The sequence below is a fragment of the Escherichia sp. E4702 genome (assembly GCF_963883545.1).
Lineage (GTDB): Bacteria > Pseudomonadota > Gammaproteobacteria > Enterobacterales > Enterobacteriaceae > Escherichia.
In genome coordinates this window covers 58,310-76,090 of sequence record NZ_CAWORF010000006.1, presented here as the reverse complement: position 1 = coordinate 76,090, position 17,781 = coordinate 58,310, and the positions used below count along the sequence as shown (strand labels likewise).

The 17,781-nt window shown below is 49.4% G+C and carries 19 protein-coding genes, 2 pseudogenes and 1 other annotated feature; of the genes and pseudogenes, 13 read left to right on the top strand and 8 right to left on the bottom strand.

Translation table 11 applies throughout. The features are described from left to right. The 4 genes from AACU94_RS03180 to pheA all read left to right on the top strand — a co-directional run. On the top strand, positions 1-534 hold a 534-nt coding region (locus AACU94_RS03180; RefSeq protein ID WP_167856178.1), incomplete at its 5' end, for a transposase. 260 nt (positions 535-794) lie between these two features. Further along, complete coding sequence (raiA, locus tag AACU94_RS03175) at positions 795-1,136, top strand: ribosome-associated translation inhibitor RaiA (protein ID WP_000178461.1); 342 nt, start codon at positions 795-797, stop codon at positions 1,134-1,136. Between the two features lie 103 nt (positions 1,137-1,239). Beyond that, positions 1,240-1,365, top strand: a sequence feature (Phe leader region). After that, positions 1,241-1,288, top strand: a complete 48-nt coding sequence (pheL, locus tag AACU94_RS03170) for a pheA operon leader peptide PheL (protein ID WP_100229775.1) — start codon at positions 1,241-1,243, stop codon at positions 1,286-1,288. Its footprint overlaps the feature before it by 48 nt. A 22-nt stretch (positions 1,366-1,387) precedes the next feature. Then, positions 1,388-2,548: a bifunctional chorismate mutase/prephenate dehydratase gene (pheA, locus tag AACU94_RS03165; protein WP_130208153.1), complete on the top strand. Its 1,161-nt coding sequence runs from the start codon at positions 1,388-1,390 to the stop codon at positions 2,546-2,548. Between the two features lie 41 nt (positions 2,549-2,589). On the opposite strand, the gene tyrA is transcribed toward pheA, so the two are convergent. Both tyrA and aroF read right to left on the bottom strand, forming a co-directional pair. Then, complete coding sequence (tyrA, locus tag AACU94_RS03160) at positions 2,590-3,711, bottom strand: bifunctional chorismate mutase/prephenate dehydrogenase (RefSeq protein WP_135488927.1); 1,122 nt, start codon at positions 3,709-3,711, stop codon at positions 2,590-2,592. Between the two features lie 10 nt (positions 3,712-3,721). Then, a complete protein-coding gene (aroF, locus tag AACU94_RS03155; RefSeq protein WP_135488926.1) occupies positions 3,722-4,792 on the bottom strand; it encodes a 3-deoxy-7-phosphoheptulonate synthase AroF in 1,071 nt (356 codons plus the stop codon). Between the two features lie 211 nt (positions 4,793-5,003). On the opposite strand from aroF, the pseudogene AACU94_RS03150 reads away from it, so the two are divergent. From AACU94_RS03150 to AACU94_RS03135, 4 genes and pseudogenes are all read left to right on the top strand, one after another. Next, positions 5,004-5,367: pseudogene (locus AACU94_RS03150) on the top strand (DUF2799 domain-containing protein). A 150-nt stretch (positions 5,368-5,517) separates the two neighbouring features. After that, positions 5,518-6,036 carry a YfiR family protein gene (locus tag AACU94_RS03145; protein ID WP_135488925.1) on the top strand — a complete coding sequence of 173 codons (519 nt, stop codon included), beginning with the start codon at positions 5,518-5,520 and terminating at the stop codon, positions 6,034-6,036. Further along, positions 6,029-7,252 (top strand): diguanylate cyclase DgcN, encoded by a 1,224-nt coding sequence (gene dgcN, locus AACU94_RS03140; RefSeq protein WP_130217283.1) that lies wholly within the window; start codon positions 6,029-6,031, stop codon positions 7,250-7,252. The genes AACU94_RS03145 and dgcN overlap by 8 nt, the downstream gene beginning before the upstream one ends. A 15-nt stretch (positions 7,253-7,267) precedes the next feature. After that, entirely contained in the window at positions 7,268-7,750 is a 483-nt protein-coding gene (locus AACU94_RS03135) for an OmpA family protein (protein WP_064529888.1), read from the top strand. 76 nt (positions 7,751-7,826) lie between these two features. On the opposite strand, the gene rplS is transcribed toward AACU94_RS03135, so the two are convergent. The 5 genes from rplS to ffh all read right to left on the bottom strand — a co-directional run bounded on the left by rplS (position 7,827) and on the right by ffh (position 11,326). Continuing rightward, positions 7,827-8,174 (bottom strand): 50S ribosomal protein L19, encoded by a 348-nt coding sequence (gene rplS, locus AACU94_RS03130; protein WP_000065253.1) that lies wholly within the window; start codon positions 8,172-8,174, stop codon positions 7,827-7,829. 40 nt (positions 8,175-8,214) lie between these two features. After that, a complete protein-coding gene (gene trmD, locus AACU94_RS03125) occupies positions 8,215-8,982 on the bottom strand; it encodes a tRNA (guanosine(37)-N1)-methyltransferase TrmD (protein WP_000264781.1) in 768 nt (255 codons plus the stop codon). Positions 8,983-9,012: 30 nt separating this feature from the next. Then, positions 9,013-9,561 (bottom strand): ribosome maturation factor RimM, encoded by a 549-nt coding sequence (gene rimM, locus AACU94_RS03120; protein ID WP_000043335.1) that lies wholly within the window; start codon positions 9,559-9,561, stop codon positions 9,013-9,015. Between the two features lie 18 nt (positions 9,562-9,579). After that, a complete protein-coding gene (gene rpsP / locus AACU94_RS03115; RefSeq protein ID WP_000256450.1) occupies positions 9,580-9,828 on the bottom strand; it encodes a 30S ribosomal protein S16 in 249 nt (82 codons plus the stop codon). Between the two features lie 136 nt (positions 9,829-9,964). Further along, positions 9,965-11,326, bottom strand: coding sequence for a signal recognition particle protein (gene ffh / locus AACU94_RS03110; protein ID WP_000460035.1), 1,362 nt, complete (start codon positions 11,324-11,326; stop codon positions 9,965-9,967). 166 nt (positions 11,327-11,492) lie between these two features. Here ffh and AACU94_RS03105 point away from each other — a divergent pair. The 3 genes and pseudogenes from AACU94_RS03105 to AACU94_RS03095 all read left to right on the top strand — a co-directional run bounded on the left by AACU94_RS03105 (position 11,493) and on the right by AACU94_RS03095 (position 14,316). Continuing rightward, positions 11,493-12,283: pseudogene (locus AACU94_RS03105) on the top strand (cytochrome C assembly family protein). A 20-nt stretch (positions 12,284-12,303) separates the two neighbouring features. Then, complete coding sequence (locus AACU94_RS03100) at positions 12,304-13,590, top strand: HlyC/CorC family transporter (RefSeq protein ID WP_077744830.1); 1,287 nt, start codon at positions 12,304-12,306, stop codon at positions 13,588-13,590. Between the two features lie 120 nt (positions 13,591-13,710). Then, positions 13,711-14,316 carry a DUF6630 family protein gene (locus tag AACU94_RS03095; RefSeq protein ID WP_135488924.1) on the top strand — a complete coding sequence of 202 codons (606 nt, stop codon included), beginning with the start codon at positions 13,711-13,713 and terminating at the stop codon, positions 14,314-14,316. Between the two features lie 34 nt (positions 14,317-14,350). On the opposite strand, the gene grpE is transcribed toward AACU94_RS03095, so the two are convergent. Beyond that, entirely contained in the window at positions 14,351-14,941 is a 591-nt protein-coding gene (grpE, locus tag AACU94_RS03090) for a nucleotide exchange factor GrpE (RefSeq protein WP_135488923.1), read from the bottom strand. Positions 14,942-15,063: 122 nt separating this feature from the next. Here grpE and nadK point away from each other — a divergent pair, with 122 nt between their 5' ends. Both nadK and recN read left to right on the top strand, forming a co-directional pair. Further along, positions 15,064-15,942: an NAD(+) kinase gene (gene nadK / locus AACU94_RS03085; RefSeq protein WP_001059169.1), complete on the top strand. Its 879-nt coding sequence runs from the start codon at positions 15,064-15,066 to the stop codon at positions 15,940-15,942. An 85-nt stretch (positions 15,943-16,027) separates the two neighbouring features. Continuing rightward, positions 16,028-17,689 carry a DNA repair protein RecN gene (gene recN, locus AACU94_RS03080; protein WP_135488922.1) on the top strand — a complete coding sequence of 554 codons (1,662 nt, stop codon included), beginning with the start codon at positions 16,028-16,030 and terminating at the stop codon, positions 17,687-17,689. The last annotated feature ends 92 nt before the right edge of the window (positions 17,690-17,781 follow it).

The following is a 17,781-nucleotide window of genomic DNA, read 5'->3' as shown; positions in this document are numbered from 1 at the left end:
CCGGATCTGGGACAGGAGATGACAGCCCGCCTGCTGACCGTGACACGCAAGGGAAAAATGTGCCATCTGCTGACGTCGATGACGGACGCCATGCGTTACCCCGGAGGGGAAATGGCGGACCTGTACAGTCATCGATGGGAGATAGAACTGGGATACAGGGAAATGAAACAGACGATGCAACTGAGCAGGCTGACGCTGAGAAGTAAAAAGCCGGAGCTTGTGGAGCAGGAGTTATGGGGCGTGTTACTGGCGTATAATCTGGTGAGATATCAGATGATTAAAATGGCGGGCCATCTGAAAGGATACTGGCCGAATCAGCTGAGCTTCTCAGAATCATGCGGCATGGTCATGAGAATGTTGATGACCCTTCAGGGGGCTTCACCAGGTCGTATTCCGGAGCTGATGCAGGATCTTGAAAGTATGGGACAACTGGTAAGGTTGCCGACAAGAAGGGAAAGGGCCTTCCCCAGGGTGGTAAAGGAAAGGCCCTGGAGATACCCCATAGCCTCGAAAAAAGGCCAGTCAGTTGCTTAACTGACTGGCATTACAGCCCTGGAGCTGCCGTTTTTTTATTCGATTTGAACGCTAACTAAAGCGATTCAGTCGCGACTGATCCTATCAAATATGGCTCGCTTTGAGACATTCCTCAAGTAAAAAAACACCTCTTCCTGCGATTTCTCACAAAAAAACTTCGTTGACAAAAAGTGACAAAATTATGAGATTTTCATCACACATTTTGACATCAGGAGCGGTATGCTGAATTCACCAAGACGGGAAGACAAGAGGTAAAATTTATGACAATGAACATTACCAGCAAACAAATGGAAATTACTCCGGCAATCCGCCAACATGTCGAAGACCGTCTCGCCAAACTGGAAAAATGGCAAACGCACCTGATTAATCCGCATATCATTCTGTCCAAGGAACCACAAGGGTTCGTTGCTGACGCCACTATCAATACACCTAACGGCGTTCTGGTTGCCAGTGGTAAACATGAAGATATGTACACTGCAATTAACGAATTGATCAACAAGCTGGAACGGCAGCTCAATAAACTGCAGCACAAAGGCGAAGCACGTCGTGCCGCAACGTCGGTGAAAGACGCCAACTTCGTCGAAGAAGTTGAAGAAGAGTAGTCCTTTATATTGAGTGTATCGCCAACGCGCCTTCGGGCGCGTTTTTTTGTTGACAGCATGAAAACAGTACGGGTACTGTACTGAAGTTGCTTAAGGAAACAAACATGAAACAAACGCCGTTTTTCTTCGCATTCTTTTTTACCTTCCCCTGAATGGGAGGCGTTTCGTCGTGTGAAACAGAATGCGAAGACGAACAATAAGGCCTCCCAAATCGGGAGGCCTTTTTTATTGATAACAAAAAAGGCAACACTATGACATCGGAAAACCCGTTACTGGCGCTGCGCGAGAAAATTAGCACGCTGGACGAAAAATTGCTGGCGTTACTGGCAGAGCGGCGCGAGCTAGCCGTTGAGGTGGGAAAAGCCAAACTGCTTTCTCATCGCCCTGTACGTGATATCGATCGTGAGCGCGATTTGCTGGAAAGATTAATTACGCTTGGTAAGACACACCATCTGGATGCCCACTACATTACTCGCCTGTTCCAGCTCATCATTGAAGATTCCGTATTAACTCAGCAGGCTTTACTCCAGCAGCATCTCAATAAAATTAATCCGCACTCAGCCCGCATTGCTTTTCTCGGGCCCAAAGGCTCTTATTCACATCTTGCGGCGCGCCAGTACGCTGCCCGTCACTTTGAGCAATTCATTGAAAGCGGCTGCGCCAAATTTGCCGATATTTTTAATCAGGTGGAAACCGGCCAGGCCGACTATGCCGTCGTACCGATCGAAAACACCAGCTCCGGTGCCATAAACGACGTTTACGATCTGCTGCAACATACCAGCTTGTCGATTGTTGGCGAGATGACGTTAACTATCGACCATTGTTTGCTGGTTTCCGGCACCACCGATTTATCGACTATCAACACGGTCTACAGCCACCCGCAGCCGTTCCAGCAATGCAGCAAATTCCTTAACCGTTACCCGCACTGGAAGATTGAATATACCGAGAGTACGTCTGCGGCAATGGAAAAAGTTGCACAGGCAAAATCACCACATGTCGCTGCGCTGGGGAGCGAAGCTGGCGGTTCCTTGTACGGTTTACAGGTACTAGAGCGCATTGAGGCGAATCAACGACAAAACTTCACCCGATTTGTGGTGCTGGCACGTAAAGCCATTAACGTGTCTGACCAGGTTCCGGCAAAAACCACACTGTTAATGGCTACCGGACAACAAGCTGGTGCTCTGGTTGAAGCGTTGCTGGTATTGCGCAACCACAATCTGATTATGACCCGTCTGGAATCACGCCCGATTCACGGTAATCCGTGGGAAGAGATGTTTTATCTGGATATTCAGGCCAATCTTGAATCCGTGGAAATGCAAAAGGCGTTAAAAGAGTTAGGGGAAATCACCCGTTCAATGAAGGTATTGGGCTGTTACCCAAGTGAAAACGTAGTGCCTGTTGATCCAACCTGATGAAAAAAGCCGGATGATGTGAATCATCCGGCACAGGGTTATTACTGGCGGCTATCATTCGCCTGACGCAATAACACGCGGCTTTCACTCTGAAAACGCTGTGCGTAATCGCCGAACCAGTGCTCCACCTTGCGGAAACTGTCAATAAACGCCTGCTTATCGCCCTGCTCCAGCAACTCAATCGCCTCACCAAAACGCTTATAGTAACGTTTGATCAACGCCAGATTACGTTCTGAAGACATAATAATGTCGGCATAAAGCTGCGGATCCTGGGCAAACAGTCGCCCGACCATCGCCAGCTCAAGACGATATATGGGCGAAGAGAGCGCCAGAAGTTGCTCAAGCTGAACATTTTCTTCTGCCAGGTGCAGCCCGTAAGCAAAAGTAGCAAAGTGGCGCAGTGCCTGAATAAACGCCATATTCTGATCGTGCTCGACGGCGCTAATACGATGCAACCGAGCGCCCCAGACCTGAATTTGCTCCAGAAACCATTGGTATGCTTCCGGCTTACGTCCATCACACCAGACCACAACTTGCTTTGCCAGGCTACCGCTGTCCGGGCCGAACATCGGGTGTAACCCCAGCACCGGGCCATCATGCGCCGCCAGCATGGCCTGTAACGGCCCATTTTTCACTGATGCCAGATCGACCAGAATACAGTCTTGCGGTAAACGTGGTAATTTGCCGATAACTTGTTCTGTAACATGAATCGGCACGCTGACAATCACCATACCGGCATCGGCAACAATCTCAGCCGCGCGATCCCAGTCATGTTGCTCCAGAATCCGCACCTGATAGCCAGAGAGCGTCAACATCTTCTCGAACAAGCGCCCCATCTGACCGCCGCCACCAACGATAACTACTGGACGTAGTGAAGGACAAAGCGTTTTAAATCCTTTGTCGTTTTCGCTGGAGTAGGACTCACGCATTACCCGACGCAGAACATCTTCAATCAGATCTGGCGGAACGCCGAGGGCTTCCGCCTCTGCGCGCCGCGAGGCCAGCATGGATGCCTCGCGCTCCGGTACATAAATGGGCAACCCAAAGCGGCTTTTCACCTCACCGACTTCAGCAACCAGCTCCAGACGCTTTGCTAATAAATTCAGCAGCTCTTTATCGACTTCATCAATTTGATCGCGTAATGCGGTCAACTCAGCAACCATAATAAACCTCTTAAGCCACGCGTGCCGTCAGCTGCCCATTCAGATCCTGATGAATTTCACGCAGTAAGGCATCGGTCATTTCCCAGCTTATGCAGGCATCAGTTACGGATACACCGTATTTCATTTCACTGCGCGGTTGCTCGGAAGACTGATTGCCTTCGTGGATGTTACTTTCGATCATCAGACCAATAATTGAGCGATTGCCATCTTTAATTTGGGCAACCACGGATTCTGCCACCGCAGGCTGACGGCGATAATCTTTATTGGAATTACCGTGGCTGCAATCTACCATCAGTGAGGGGCGCAGTCCCGCCTGTTCCATCTCTTTTTCACATTGCGCGACATCCGCCGGGCTATAGTTCGGTGCTTTTCCGCCACGCAGGATCACATGTCCGTCAGGATTACCCTGAGTTTGTAGCAGCGCCACCTGTCCTGCCTGATTAATACCAACAAAGCGATGCGGTTGTGCAGCGGCACGCATAGCATTGATTGCTGTCGCCAGACTGCCATCAGTACCGTTTTTAAAACCAACCGGCATGGAAAGCCCGGATGCCATTTCACGGTGCGTTTGCGATTCCGTGGTACGAGCACCAATTGCCGACCAGCTAAACAGATCACCCAAATATTGCGGGCTGTTTGGATCTAACGCTTCCGTCGCCAATGGTAATCCCATATCTACCAGTTCCAACAGCAACTTACGTGCAATCTTTAATCCTGTTTCAACATCAAAGGAGCCATCCATATGTGGATCGTTAATCAACCCTTTCCAGCCGACAGTGGTACGGGGCTTTTCAAAATAGACGCGCATCACCAAATAGAGGCTATCGCTGACCTCTGCGGCAAGGGCTTTAAATTGACGAGCATATTCCAGTGCAGTTTCAGGATCATGAATGGAACAGGGACCACACACTACCAGCAGCCGGGGATCGCGCCCGGCGATGATATCTGAAATAGTTTTACGCGAATCAGCAATCTGGGCCTCTTGTTGTCGGCTTAAGGGAAAAGCTGCCTTCAACTGTTCCGGGGTCATCAGAACCTGTTCGTCGGTAATATGTACGTTGTTCAGCGCGTCTTTTTGCATGATGGCGATCCTGTTTATGCTCGTTTGCGATAGTTGATCCTCAGCGAGGATGACGCAACGATATCACAACGAGTAAAGATTTCAATCCATATTTCGTAAATAATAGTTTACACAAGCAATTTATATACGTTTTAACCACCAATAGATGTACAAATAAATTTACACGCACAATAAAAACAATCCGCTATGCTTTGAAAAAGGAGAAAAAACAATGAAACACTTTATCGCCCCTTTGTTAGCTTTGGTTGTTAGCGGCTGTCAGATTGATCCCTATACTCACGCACCAACCTTGACCAGTACTGACTGGTATGATGTTGGTATGGAAGATGCGATATCAGGCGTTGCTATAAAAAAATGACGATGCTTTTAACGATTCACAGGCTGATCGGGGGATATATCTTAAAGGATATGCCGAAGGGCAAAAGAAAACCTGCCAGGTCGATTTTACTTATGCCCGAGGGCTTTCCGGTAAAAGTTTCCCTGCCAGCTGCAACAATGTAGAAAATGCCAGCCAATTGCATGAAGTATGGCAAAAAGGAGCTGATGAAAATGCCCGCACGATGAGACTTAATTAATTTAAATCCCACCACAAAATTAATCATAAGATTTAACTTATTCGATTTTTAATTCTCTTCTGGATGACGACCACACAAAAGAATGATATTTTAATGAACATTCTGAAAAATTTTCGATACGTTTCGAGCGAAGATGGTGAGGATCCCTGAATGCGCTTTTCTCACCTACTGTTCTTACTGCTGATATTCCTTCTGGCAGGCGCGCCATTACTCGCTCAGGAAACCACTGGCGTTGCGAAAAATGTGCGTTTAATGGTTTCCGGTATCGTAAGCTACACTCGCTGGCCGACGGTATCTGGTCCGCCAAGACTATGTATTTTTTCATCTTCACGATTTAGCACCGCCCTGCAAGAGAAAGGTGCGACGCCTTTGCCTTATCTGCCTGTCATCGTTAACAACAAACAAGAGGCGATGATTTCAGGCTGCAATGGTTTTTATTTTGGCAGCGAGTCACCGACATTCCAGACAGAATTAATCGAACAATATCCGTCTAAGGCGTTATTATTAATTGCCGAACAAAATACCGAGTGCATTATTGGCAGCGCATTTTGTCTGGTCATCAACAATAATAACGTCAGGTTTGCCGTAAACCTGGATGCCTTATCGCGTAGTGGTGTTAAGGTCAACCCGGATGTCTTAATGCTCGCACGGAAGAAAAACGATGGATAACGATAATTCTCTTCATAAGCGCCCCACGTTTAAAAGAGCATTACGCAACATCAGCATGACCAGCATATTTATCACTATGACGCTGATCTGGCTGCTGCTTTCCGTGACGTCAGTGCTAACCCTGAAACAATACGCGCAAAAAAACCTGGCACTAACCGCTGCAACAATGACTTACAGCCTGGAAGCTGCGGTCGTTTTTGCCGATGGCCCTGCAGCAACAGAAACTCTGGCCGCACTAGGTCAGCAAGGCCAATTTTCAACCGCAGAAGTACGTGATAATCAGCAAAACATTATTGCTTCCTGGCACTACACTGCCAGAGAACCGGGAGATACCTTCAGTAATTTCATTAGCCACTGGCTCTTTCCGGCTCCCGTCATTCAGCCGATTCGCCACAATGGCGAAACTATTGGCGAAGTGCAGTTAACCGCACGCGACAGCTCAATTAGCCATTTTATCTGGTTTTCACTCGCTGTCCTGACTGCATGTATTCTGCTGGCATCAGGCATCGCGATTACCCTCACCCGCCATTTGCACAATGGTCTGGTTGAAGCGTTAAAAAACATCACCGATGTCGTACATGATGTGCGTTCCAACCGCAATTTTTCCCGACGAGTTTCGGAAGAACGTATCGCAGAGTTTCACCGCTTCGCTCTCGACTTCAACAGTCTGCTGGATGAAATGGAAGAGTGGCAGCTTCGTTTACAGGCCAAAAATGCGCAGCTTCTACGTACCGCGCTACATGACCCATTAACCGGGCTGGCTAACCGCGCAGCGTTTCGTAGCGGCATCAACACGTTGATGAACAGTTCCGATGCCCGAAAAACGTCGGCATTACTGTTTCTTGATGGCGATAATTTCAAATATATCAATGATACCTGGGGTCATGCGACGGGAGATCAGGTCTTGATTGAAGTGGCAAAACGATTAGCTGAATTTGGTGGGCTGCGACATCAGGCATACCGCATTGGCGGCGATGAATTCGCTATGGTCCTCTATGGCGTGCAGTCGGAATCTGAAGTGCAGCGGATTTGCACGGCACTGACACAAATTTTTAATCGACCATTCGATCTTAATAATGGCCATCAAACCACTATGACATTAAGCATTGGTTACGCGATGACCATTGAGCACGTCTCCGCCGAAAAATTACAAGAGCTGGCCGACCATAATATGTATCAGGCCAAACACCAGCGCGCTAAAAAGCTGGTGAAATAACAAGGAAATATCTACATGATAAAGCAACTGGTAGTTCCCCTGGTGTTCTCTTCACTGATACTGACTGGCTGCCAGTCACCACAAGGGAAGTTTACTCCAGAACAAGTCGCCGCTATGCAGTCTTATGGTTTTACTGAATCCGCTGGCGACTGGTCGCTGGGCTTATCTGATACCATTCTGTTTGCTAAAAATGACTACAAACTGCTCCCGGAAAGTCAGCAACAGATCCAGACCATGGCCGCAAAACTGACCTCCACAGGCTTAACCCATGCCCGTATGGATGGACATACCGACAATTACGGCGAAGACAGTTACAACGAAGCTTTATCGCTGAAGCGGGCAAATGTCGTCGCCGATGCGTGGGCAGAAGGTGGGCAAATTCCTCGCAGCAATCTCACCACTCAGGGCTTAGGGAAAAAATACCCCATCGCCAGTAACAAGACCGCACAGGGTCGCGCCGAGAACCGTCGCGTCGCTGTGGTGATTAGTGCACCGTAAACGCAATTTCAATAAATAAAAAAAGGGCCAGCCAATTGGCCAGCCCTTCTTAACAGGATGTCGCTTAAGCGAAATCTTAGTTAAGACGCTCTTTGATACGAGCAGCCTTACCAGTACGCTCACGCAGGTAGTACAGTTTAGCTTTACGAACAGCACCACGACGTTTGACAGAAATGCTGTCAACTACCGGAGAGTGAGTCTGGAAGACACGCTCAACGCCTTCGCCGTTGGAAATTTTACGAACAGTGAATGCAGAGTGCAGACCGCGGTTACGAATAGCGATAACCACGCCCTCGAATGCCTGCAGACGTTTTTTGGAACCTTCAACAACCCATACTTTCACTTCCACGGTATCACCCGGACGGAAGGAAGGTACGTCCTGCTTCATCTGCTCTTGTTCAAGTTGCTTAATAATGTTGCTCATAATTTAATCTCTTATCCTGGGTAAACTGATATCTCGGGGCTTACGCCATCCCATCATGTTTATGTTGCTGTTGTGCGTGTTCCGTTTTGAACTCCGCCAGCAACCTTGCTTGCTCTTCAGTCAGAGCCAGGTTTTCCAGAAGTTCAGGTCTTCTAAGCCAGGTACGGCCCAGCGACTGTTTCAAACGCCAGCGACGTATCTCGGCATGGTTGCCCGACAGTAACACTGACGGAACTTCCATCCCTTCTAACACCTCAGGCCGCGTATAGTGCGGGCAATCCAGCAATCCTTCAGCAAAGGAATCTTCCGTTGCTGAGGCTTCATGTCCCAGTACTCCCGGAATAAACCGGGAAACGGAGTCAATCAGCGTCATTGCTGGTAACTCACCACCACTGAGAACGTAGTCGCCGATTGACCATTCTTCGTCAATTTCGGTTTGGATTACGCGCTCATCTATACCTTCGTAGCGACCGCACACCAGAATCAATTTTTGATTCGTTGCCAGTTCGCTGACGCCCGCTTGATCAAGCTTGCGTCCCTGTGGTGACAGATAAATCACCTTTGCGCCTTCACCCGCCGCGGCTTTTGCTGCATGAATGGCGTCCCGCAAGGGTTGCACCATCATTAACATCCCCGGTCCGCCGCCGTAAGGACGATCGTCCACGGTACGGTGCCGGTCATGCGTGAAGTCGCGAGGACTCCAGCTCTGGATGCTCAGCAGGCCATTTTTAACTGCCCGGCCAGTTACCCCGTAATCGGTAATTGCGCGGAACATTTCAGGAAACAGGCTAATTATGCCAATCCACATAGCGCCGTCTTTTACCGTTTATCCGGTGGTTTAAAAACCAGGATCCCAATCTACTTCGATTGAACGAGTAGTGAGATCGACTTTCTTGATAACCTGCCCATCGAGGAACGGTACGAGACGTTCCTTGATACCAAACGCATCTTTCAGGTTTGCCTTAATGACGAGAACGTCATTAGATCCGGTTTCCATCATATCGACGACTTTACCGAGATCGTAGCCTTCAGTGGTTACTACCTGGCAGCCCATCAGGTCTTTCCAGTAGTAGTCACCCTCTTCAAGCTGAGGCAGTTGCGATGAATCCACGACAATTTCACAATTCGTCAGCAGGTTCGCCGCATCACGATCGTCAACGCCTTTCAGCTTGATGATCATGTCCTGATTGTGGTGCTTCCAGCTTTCCAGCTGGACTTGCTGCCACTGACCCGCCTTCTGGATAAACCAGGGCTGATAGTCAAAAATGCTTTCGGCGTCTTCGGTGGAAGAAAACACTCTGAGCCACCCACGAATACCGTAAGACGAACCCATTTTTCCCAAAACGATGGGATCAACAGGTGCTTGCGCGGTGAGTTGTTTGCTCATCATGACCACCGTGACAGATTAAGCTGCTTTGTTTACTTCTTTGATCAGCGCAGCAACGCGATCAGAAATAGTTGCGCCCTGGCCAACCCAGTGAGCGATGCGATCCAGATCCAGGCGAGTGCCTTCTTCTTTTTCGCTAGCGATTGGGTTGAAGAAACCAACGCGCTCGATGAAGCGACCGTTGCGTGCATTACGGCTGTCAGCGACAACAACCTGGTAGAACGGACGCTTTTTAGCGCCGTGACGTGCTAAACGAATAGTTACCATAACATCCTCTTGTGTGAATAAAACAACCGGACCCCATCGAGGAACGGAGTCCGGTGTCATATTAAAAGCCCGAAAATTTTACTGATTTCTGGAGAAAATGCAATCAACAGTTAATAACTCTGTCGCATAAGGTCATTTAGCGACCAGGAAATCCCGGTGGCATCATCCCTTTCATGCTTCTCATCATCTTCGCCATTCCGCCCTTCTTCATTTTCTTCATCATGCGCTGCATGTCGTCGAACTGCTTCAGAAGGCGGTTAACGTCCTGCACCTGCATACCGCAACCGGCAGCGATACGACGCTTACGCGAACCTTTGATGATTTCTGGCTTAGCGCGCTCTTTCATCGTCATCGAGTTGATGATGGCTTCCATACGCACCAGCACTTTATCGTCCATCTGCGACTTGACGTTATCCGGGATCTGCCCCATGCCCGGCAGCTTGCCCATCAGGCTGGCCATGCCGCCCATATTTTTCATCTGGCGCAGCTGCTCAAGGAAGTCGTTGAGATCGAAGCCGTCGCCTTTTTTCAGCTTGCTGGCTAATTTCTCTGCCTGCGCACGGTCAACTTTGCTTTCGATATCTTCGATCAGCGACAGAACATCGCCCATGCCGAGAATACGGGAAGCGATACGGTCCGGGTGGAACGGCTCCAGCGCCTCTGTTTTCTCGCCAACACCGAGGAACTTGATAGGCTTGCCAGTGATGTGACGAATAGAGAGCGCCGCACCGCCGCGGGCATCGCCGTCCACTTTGGTCAACACTACGCCGGTAAGCGGCAGCGCTTCGTTGAAGGCTTTCGCGGTATTCGCGGCATCCTGACCGGTCATGGCGTCAACCACAAACAGGGTTTCAACCGGATTAATCGACGCATGGACCTGTTTGATCTCGTCCATCATCGCTTCGTCAACGTGCAGACGACCGGCGGTATCCACCAGCAGCACGTCGTAGAATTTCAGTTTGGCTTCTTTCAGTGCCGCGTTAACGATATCTACCGGCTTCTGACCAACATCGGAAGGGAAGAAATCAACGCCCACCTGCTCTGCCAGCGTCTCAAGCTGCTTGATTGCCGCCGGACGATAAACGTCGGCAGAAACCACTAGCACTTTCTTCTTGTGCTTCTCGCGCAGGAACTTACCGAGTTTACCCACGCTGGTTGTTTTACCGGCACCTTGCAGGCCCGCCATCAGCACGACCGCAGGCGGTTGCGCAGCCAGGTTCAGGGTCTGGTTCTCTTCGCCCATCGCCGCAACCAGTTCGTTACGGACGATTTTGACGAACTCCTGCCCCGGCGTCAGGCTCTTATTAACTTCATGACCAACCGCTTTCTCTTTTACGCGATTGATAAACTCACGCACTACCGGCAGAGCGACGTCCGCCTCCAGCAGCGCCATGCGCACTTCGCGCAGCGTATCTTTTACGTTGTCTTCAGTGAGGCGTCCACGGCCACTGATATTGCGCAGCGTGCGCGACAAACGATCGGTTAAATTATCAAACATTGTCTCTCGCCTGGGGTGGAAACGGTTGGCCGCAATCGCGACACATCATCAGTATTTTGCCGCAGTATAACATGAAGGCGTCTTTGTTGTTATGCAACGGTTGGAGCAGCGTTCACCTGACGCTATACTGCTTCTCTTTCTTATTGCTCAAACTGTCGACATTACTATGCCCGTTTTTGCTCTGCTCGCGCTTGTCGCCTACTCCGTCAGTCTTGCGCTGATTGTTCCCGGTCTGCTGCAAAAAAACGGCGGCTGGCGGCGCATGGCTATTATTTCTGCGGTCATCGCGCTGGTCTGCCACGCAATCGCTCTGGAAGCCCGCATCCTGCCCGACGGTGATAGCGGACAAAACCTCAGCCTGCTGAACGTTGGTTCATTGGTCAGTTTGATGATCTGTACGGTAATGACCATTGTGGCTTCTCGCAATCGTGGCTGGTTGCTGCTACCCATTGTCTATGCCTTTGCGCTTATCAACCTGGCGCTGGCGACCTTCATGCCCAATGAATACATCACCCACCTGGAAGCCACGCCTGGGATGCTGGTGCACATTGGCTTATCGCTCTTTTCCTACGCCACGCTAATTATCGCCGCCCTGTACGCGTTGCAACTGGCATGGATTGATTACCAACTGAAGAACAAAAAGTTGGCATTCAGTCAGGAAATGCCGCCATTGATGAGTATCGAGCGTAAAATGTTCCACATTACGCAGATTGGCGTGGTGCTGTTAACGCTTACTCTTTGCACTGGCCTGTTCTACATGCACAACTTATTTAGCATGGAAAATATCGATAAGGCCGTGCTCTCTATCGTGGCGTGGTTTGTCTATATTGTGCTGCTGTGGGGACATTATCATGAAGGATGGCGTGGACGACGCGTCGTCTGGTTTACGTCGCGGGTGCAGTCATTCTGACACTGGCCTATTTCGGCAGCCGAATTGTCCAGCAGTTAATCAGCTAACCCCAGAAAAGGAGTTTCCCCTGGAACACATTTCTACTACTACGTTGATCATTATTCTGATCATCATGGTGGTCATTTCAGCCTATTTTTCCGGGTCCGAAACCGGAATGATGACCCTCAACCGCTATCGTCTGCGACATATGGCGAAACAGGGTAATCGCTCGGCCAAACGCGTCGAAAAATTGCTGCGTAAGCCAGACCGCCTGATTAGCCTTGTGTTAATCGGCAATAACCTGGTCAATATTCTTGCCTCCGCGCTCGGCACTATTGTCGGGATGCGTTTGTACGGCGATGCGGGCGTGGCAATTGCGACTGGTGTGCTGACTTTTGTCGTACTGGTTTTTGCTGAAGTATTGCCGAAAACCATTGCCGCGCTGTACCCGGAAAAAGTCGCTTATCCGAGTAGTTTTCTGTTAGCACCGCTGCAAATTTTGATGATGCCGCTGGTCTGGTTGCTGAATGCTATTACCCGCATGTTAATGCGCATGATGGGCATCAAAACCGATATCGTGGTTAGCGGCTCTTTGAGCAAAGAAGAGTTGCGCACCATCGTGCACGAATCGCGCTCACAAATTTCCCGTCGCAATCAGGATATGCTGCTTTCGGTGCTCGATCTGGAAAAAATGACCGTCGATGACATCATGGTGCCGCGCAGTGAAATTATCGGTATTGATATCAACGATGACTGGAAATCGATTCTGCGCCAACTCTCCCACTCACCTCACGGGCGCATCGTGCTCTACCGTGATTCGCTGGACGACGCCATCAGTATGCTGCGAGTACGTGAAGCCTGGCGGTTGATGTCGGAGAAAAAAGAGTTCACCAAAGAAACCATGCTACGCGCCGCGGACGAGATCTATTTTGTCCCGGAAGGTACGCCGCTCAGCACGCAGCTGGTGAAGTTTCAGCGCAACAAAAAGAAAGTCGGCCTGGTTGTCAACGAATACGGAGATATTCAGGGGCTGGTGACGGTCGAAGATATTCTGGAAGAGATTGTCGGCGATTTCACCACGTCCATGTCGCCAACACTTGCCGAAGAAGTCACGCCGCAAAACGACGGTTCGGTGATTATCGATGGCACTGCCAACGTGCGGGAAATCAACAAAGCCTTTAACTGGCATCTACCGGAAGATGATGCCCGCACGGTTAATGGCGTCATTCTTGAGGCACTGGAAGAGATCCCTGTCGCAGGCACCCGCGTGCGTATTGGCGAGTACGATATCGATATTCTCGACGTACAGGACAATATGATTAAGCAGGTAAAAGTTTTTCCTGTGAAATCGCTGCGCGAGAGTGTGGCGGAGTAACACAATGGCGAACTCCGGTTCGCCTTTTTTATCGCCGTCTTTTAGGATTCCATCAATTCCTGTCATTTACTTAGCAATGTAATAATGTCTTTTCAAGCATTCGGAAAGGATATTGATGTTATGTCAGAAGATTATGTAATTGAATGGGATAAGGATTTTGCAGACGACCTCAACGTTGTCGCCAGCGTTTTTTTACAACATGCCCCAACCTTATGGCCCACTATTTTCTCTCAACTTTCGACGCAACCTGAAATCTTTGAAGACGAAGATGAAGACGAATATGGATTGCAGGACGTTCTCGATTGCAGTGGTGGCGATCTCGGAAATCATGACCTGGCGCAGGCATTTTTACAGGTTCTACGCGGTGAAGGATTAATTCAACTCGTTGACTGGAAAGGTGAAGATGAAGAAGGTGAGCTGGCTAATTTTGCTGCAGATCGCTTTTATGAGCTCACAAAAAACCTGACAGCTTCTGAGGAATTAAGGAGTCTTCTTGTCGAAATAACCCAAGAGGATGAAATCTCCGATGTCTGTGAAGCCGGAGACCGCTACCTTGACGAAATCTTTGAACGCATCCAAACCGAACTCAATAAAAGGGGCTTTCAGATTTTTGATCTGAATGAAGGATCTGACACCTATAACGTGGTCGTTCTGCCAATGAACGAATATAAAAAAATAGATGATTTCAACACGCCGTGGCTGGAAGTACAGGATTTTTTAAGCTAAAAAAATGGCCGACTTCGCGTCGGCCATCAGATATTTACTTCGCCTTCGCTACAGTAACCATCGCCGCACGAATCGTACGACCATTCAGCGTATAACCCTTCTGCATAATGCCCAGTACGTTACCTGGCACAACGTCATCAGATTCCACCATTGCGATGGCCTGATGCACATTCGGGTCCAGTGGGACGTTAGTATCGGCGATCACTTCAACGCCAAACTTACGCACAACATCCAGCATCGACTTCAGCGTCAGCTCAATGCCTTCAACCATCGCGGACATATCCGGGTTAGCTTTATCAGCCACTTCCAGCGCACGATCCAGGCTATCAATCACCGGCAGCAATTCGTTGATGAATTTCTCCAGCGCAAATTTGTGGGCTTTTTCGATATCCAGTTCAGTACGACGACGCAGGTTTTCCATTTCGGCTTTTACGCGCAAAATGCCATCACGTTCACGGGTCTGAGCTTCAGCCAGCTGAGCTTCGAGATTCGCAATTTTTTCATCGCGCGGATCCACCTGCTCAGCAGAAGCTTCTGGCTCAACTGCCTCAATCTCTTCGTGCTGATCCATGATAATTTCTTCCGGGGCTTGCCCCTCAGGCGTTTTCTGTTCTTTACTACTCATGAATTTCTCCGCGTTTTTTTCGCATTCATCTCGCTAACTTCGCTTATTATGGGGATCAGTTTCAGGGTTTCAAGGGAAGCACTCACATTGTCATCAATCTTCGCAACAAGGACCTCGGAAAAATGAATAATCATTTCAAGTGTATTGGCATTGTGGGACACCCACGGCACCCTACTGCACTGACAACACATGAAATGCTCTACCGCTGGCTGTGCACAAAAGGTTACGAGGTCATCGTTGAGCAACAAATCGCTCACGAACTGCAACTGAAGAATGTGAAAACTGGCACACTCGCCGAGATTGGGCAACTGGCTGATCTCGCGGTAGTTGTTGGTGGCGACGGTAATATGCTGGGCGCGGCGCGCACACTCGCCCGTTACGATATTAAAGTTATTGGAATCAACCGTGGCAACCTGGGTTTCCTGACTGACCTTGACCCCGATAACGCCCAGCAACAATTAGCCGATGTGCTGGAAGGCCACTACATCAGCGAGAAACGTTTTTTGCTGGAAGCGCAAGTCTGCCAGCAAGATTGCCAGAAACGCATCAGCACAGCGATAAATGAAGTTGTACTTCATCCAGGCAAAGTGGCGCATATGATTGAGTTCGAAGTGTATATCGACGAGATCTTTGCGTTTTCTCAGCGATCTGATGGACTAATTATTTCAACGCCAACAGGCTCCACTGCCTATTCCCTCTCTGCGGGCGGTCCTATTCTGACACCCTCTCTGGATGCAATTACCCTGGTGCCCATGTTCCCGCATACGTTGTCAGCACGACCACTGGTCATAAACAGCAGCAGCACGATCCGTCTGCGTTTTTCGCATCGCCGTAACGACCTGGAAATCAGTTGCGACAGTCAGATAGCGCTGCCGATTCAGGAAGGTGAAGATGTCCTGATTCGTCGCTGTGATTATCATCTGAATCTGATTCATCCGAAAGATTACAGCTATTTCAATACATTAAGCACCAAGCTCGGCTGGTCAAAAAAATTATTCTAATTTTACGCCAGCCTCTTTACTGTATATAAAACCAGTTTATACTGTACACAATAACAGTAATGGTTTTTCATACAGGAAAACAACTATGTTGGCACAACTGACCATCAGCAACTTTGCTATCGTTCGTGAGCTTGAGATTGATTTTCACAGCGGCATGACCGTAATAACCGGTGAAACCGGCGCGGGTAAATCTATTGCGATAGATGCCCTCGGCCTTTGTCTCGGTGGTCGCGCTGAAGCCGACATGGTGCGTACCGGCGCTGCTCGCGCTGACCTGTGCGCCCGTTTTTCACTGAAAGATACGCCAGCGGCTCTGCGCTGGCTGGAAGAAAACCAACTGGAAGATGGCCGTGAATGCCTGCTTCGTCGCGTAATCAGTAGCGATGGTCGCTCCCGTGGTTTCATCAACGGTACAGCTGTTCCTCTGTCACAACTGCGCGAACTGGGTCAGTTGCTGATTCAGATCCATGGTCAGCACGCTCATCAATTACTCACCAAATCCGAGCACCAAAAATTCCTGCTTGATGGCTATGCCAATGAAACCTCTCTGCTCCAGGAAATGACCGTACGTTATCAGTTGTGGCATCAAAGCTGCCGCGACCTCGCGCACCATCAACAACTAAGTCAGGAACGCGCGGCCCGTGCGGAACTGCTGCAATACCAATTAAAAGAACTTAACGAATTTAATCCGCAGCCCGGAGAGTTTGAGCAAATTGACGAAGAGTACAAACGTCTGGCGAACAGCGGTCAATTACTGACTACCAGTCAGAATGCATTGGCATTAATGGCCGACGGTGAAGACGCAAACCTGCAAAGTCAGCTTTACACGGCTAAACAGCTGGTGAGTGAATTGATTGGCATGGACAGCAAACTGTCCGGCGTACTTGATATGCTGGAAGAAGCTACCATCCAGATTGCTGAAGCCAGCGACGAACTGCGCCACTACTGCGATCGTCTGGATCTCGATCCCAACCGACTGTTTGAACTTGAACAGCGCATCTCAAAACAAATTTCGCTGGCACGTAAACATCACGTCAGCCCTGAGGCATTGCCACAGTATTACCAGTCGCTACTGGAAGAACAGCAGCAACTGGACGATCAGGCCGACTCACAAGAAACGCTCGCGCTGGCGGTAACGAAACATCATCAGCAAGCACTGGAAACGGCACGCGCGTTACACCAGCAACGCCAGCATTATGCAAATGAGTTGGCACAGCTGATCACCGATAGTATGCATGCACTCTCTATGCCGCATGGGCAGTTTACGATTGATGTTAAATTTGACGAGCATCACCTGGGCATTGACGGTGCCGATCGTATTGAGTTTCGGGTAACCACCAACCCAGGTCAGCCAATGCAGCCTATTGCCAAAGTCGCATCCGGTGGTGAATTGTCCCGCATCGCATTGGCAATCCAGGTCATTACCGCGCGTAAAATGGAAACCCCGGCACTGATTTTTGATGAAGTGGATGTAGGGATTAGCGGTCCAACAGCGGCAGTTGTCGGCAAACTGCTACGTCAGCTTGGCGAATCAACCCAGGTGATGTGTGTTACCCATTTGCCGCAAGTCGCAGGATGCGGTCATCAACACTATTTTGTCAGCAAAGAAACCGATGGCGTGATGACCGAAACTCATATGGAGTCGCTGGACAAAAAAGCGCGGTTACAGGAGCTGGCGCGCCTACTTGGTGGCAGTGAAGTCACACGTAACACACTGGCGAATGCGAAAGAACTGCTTGCGGCGTAAACTTTTTTCCTGCTTCACGGTCAGAGTAAACAGCAAAACGCCGTAAGACCGGAAAGCAAAAGGTTTTAAAGTGATGAAAGGTCTATTATCAT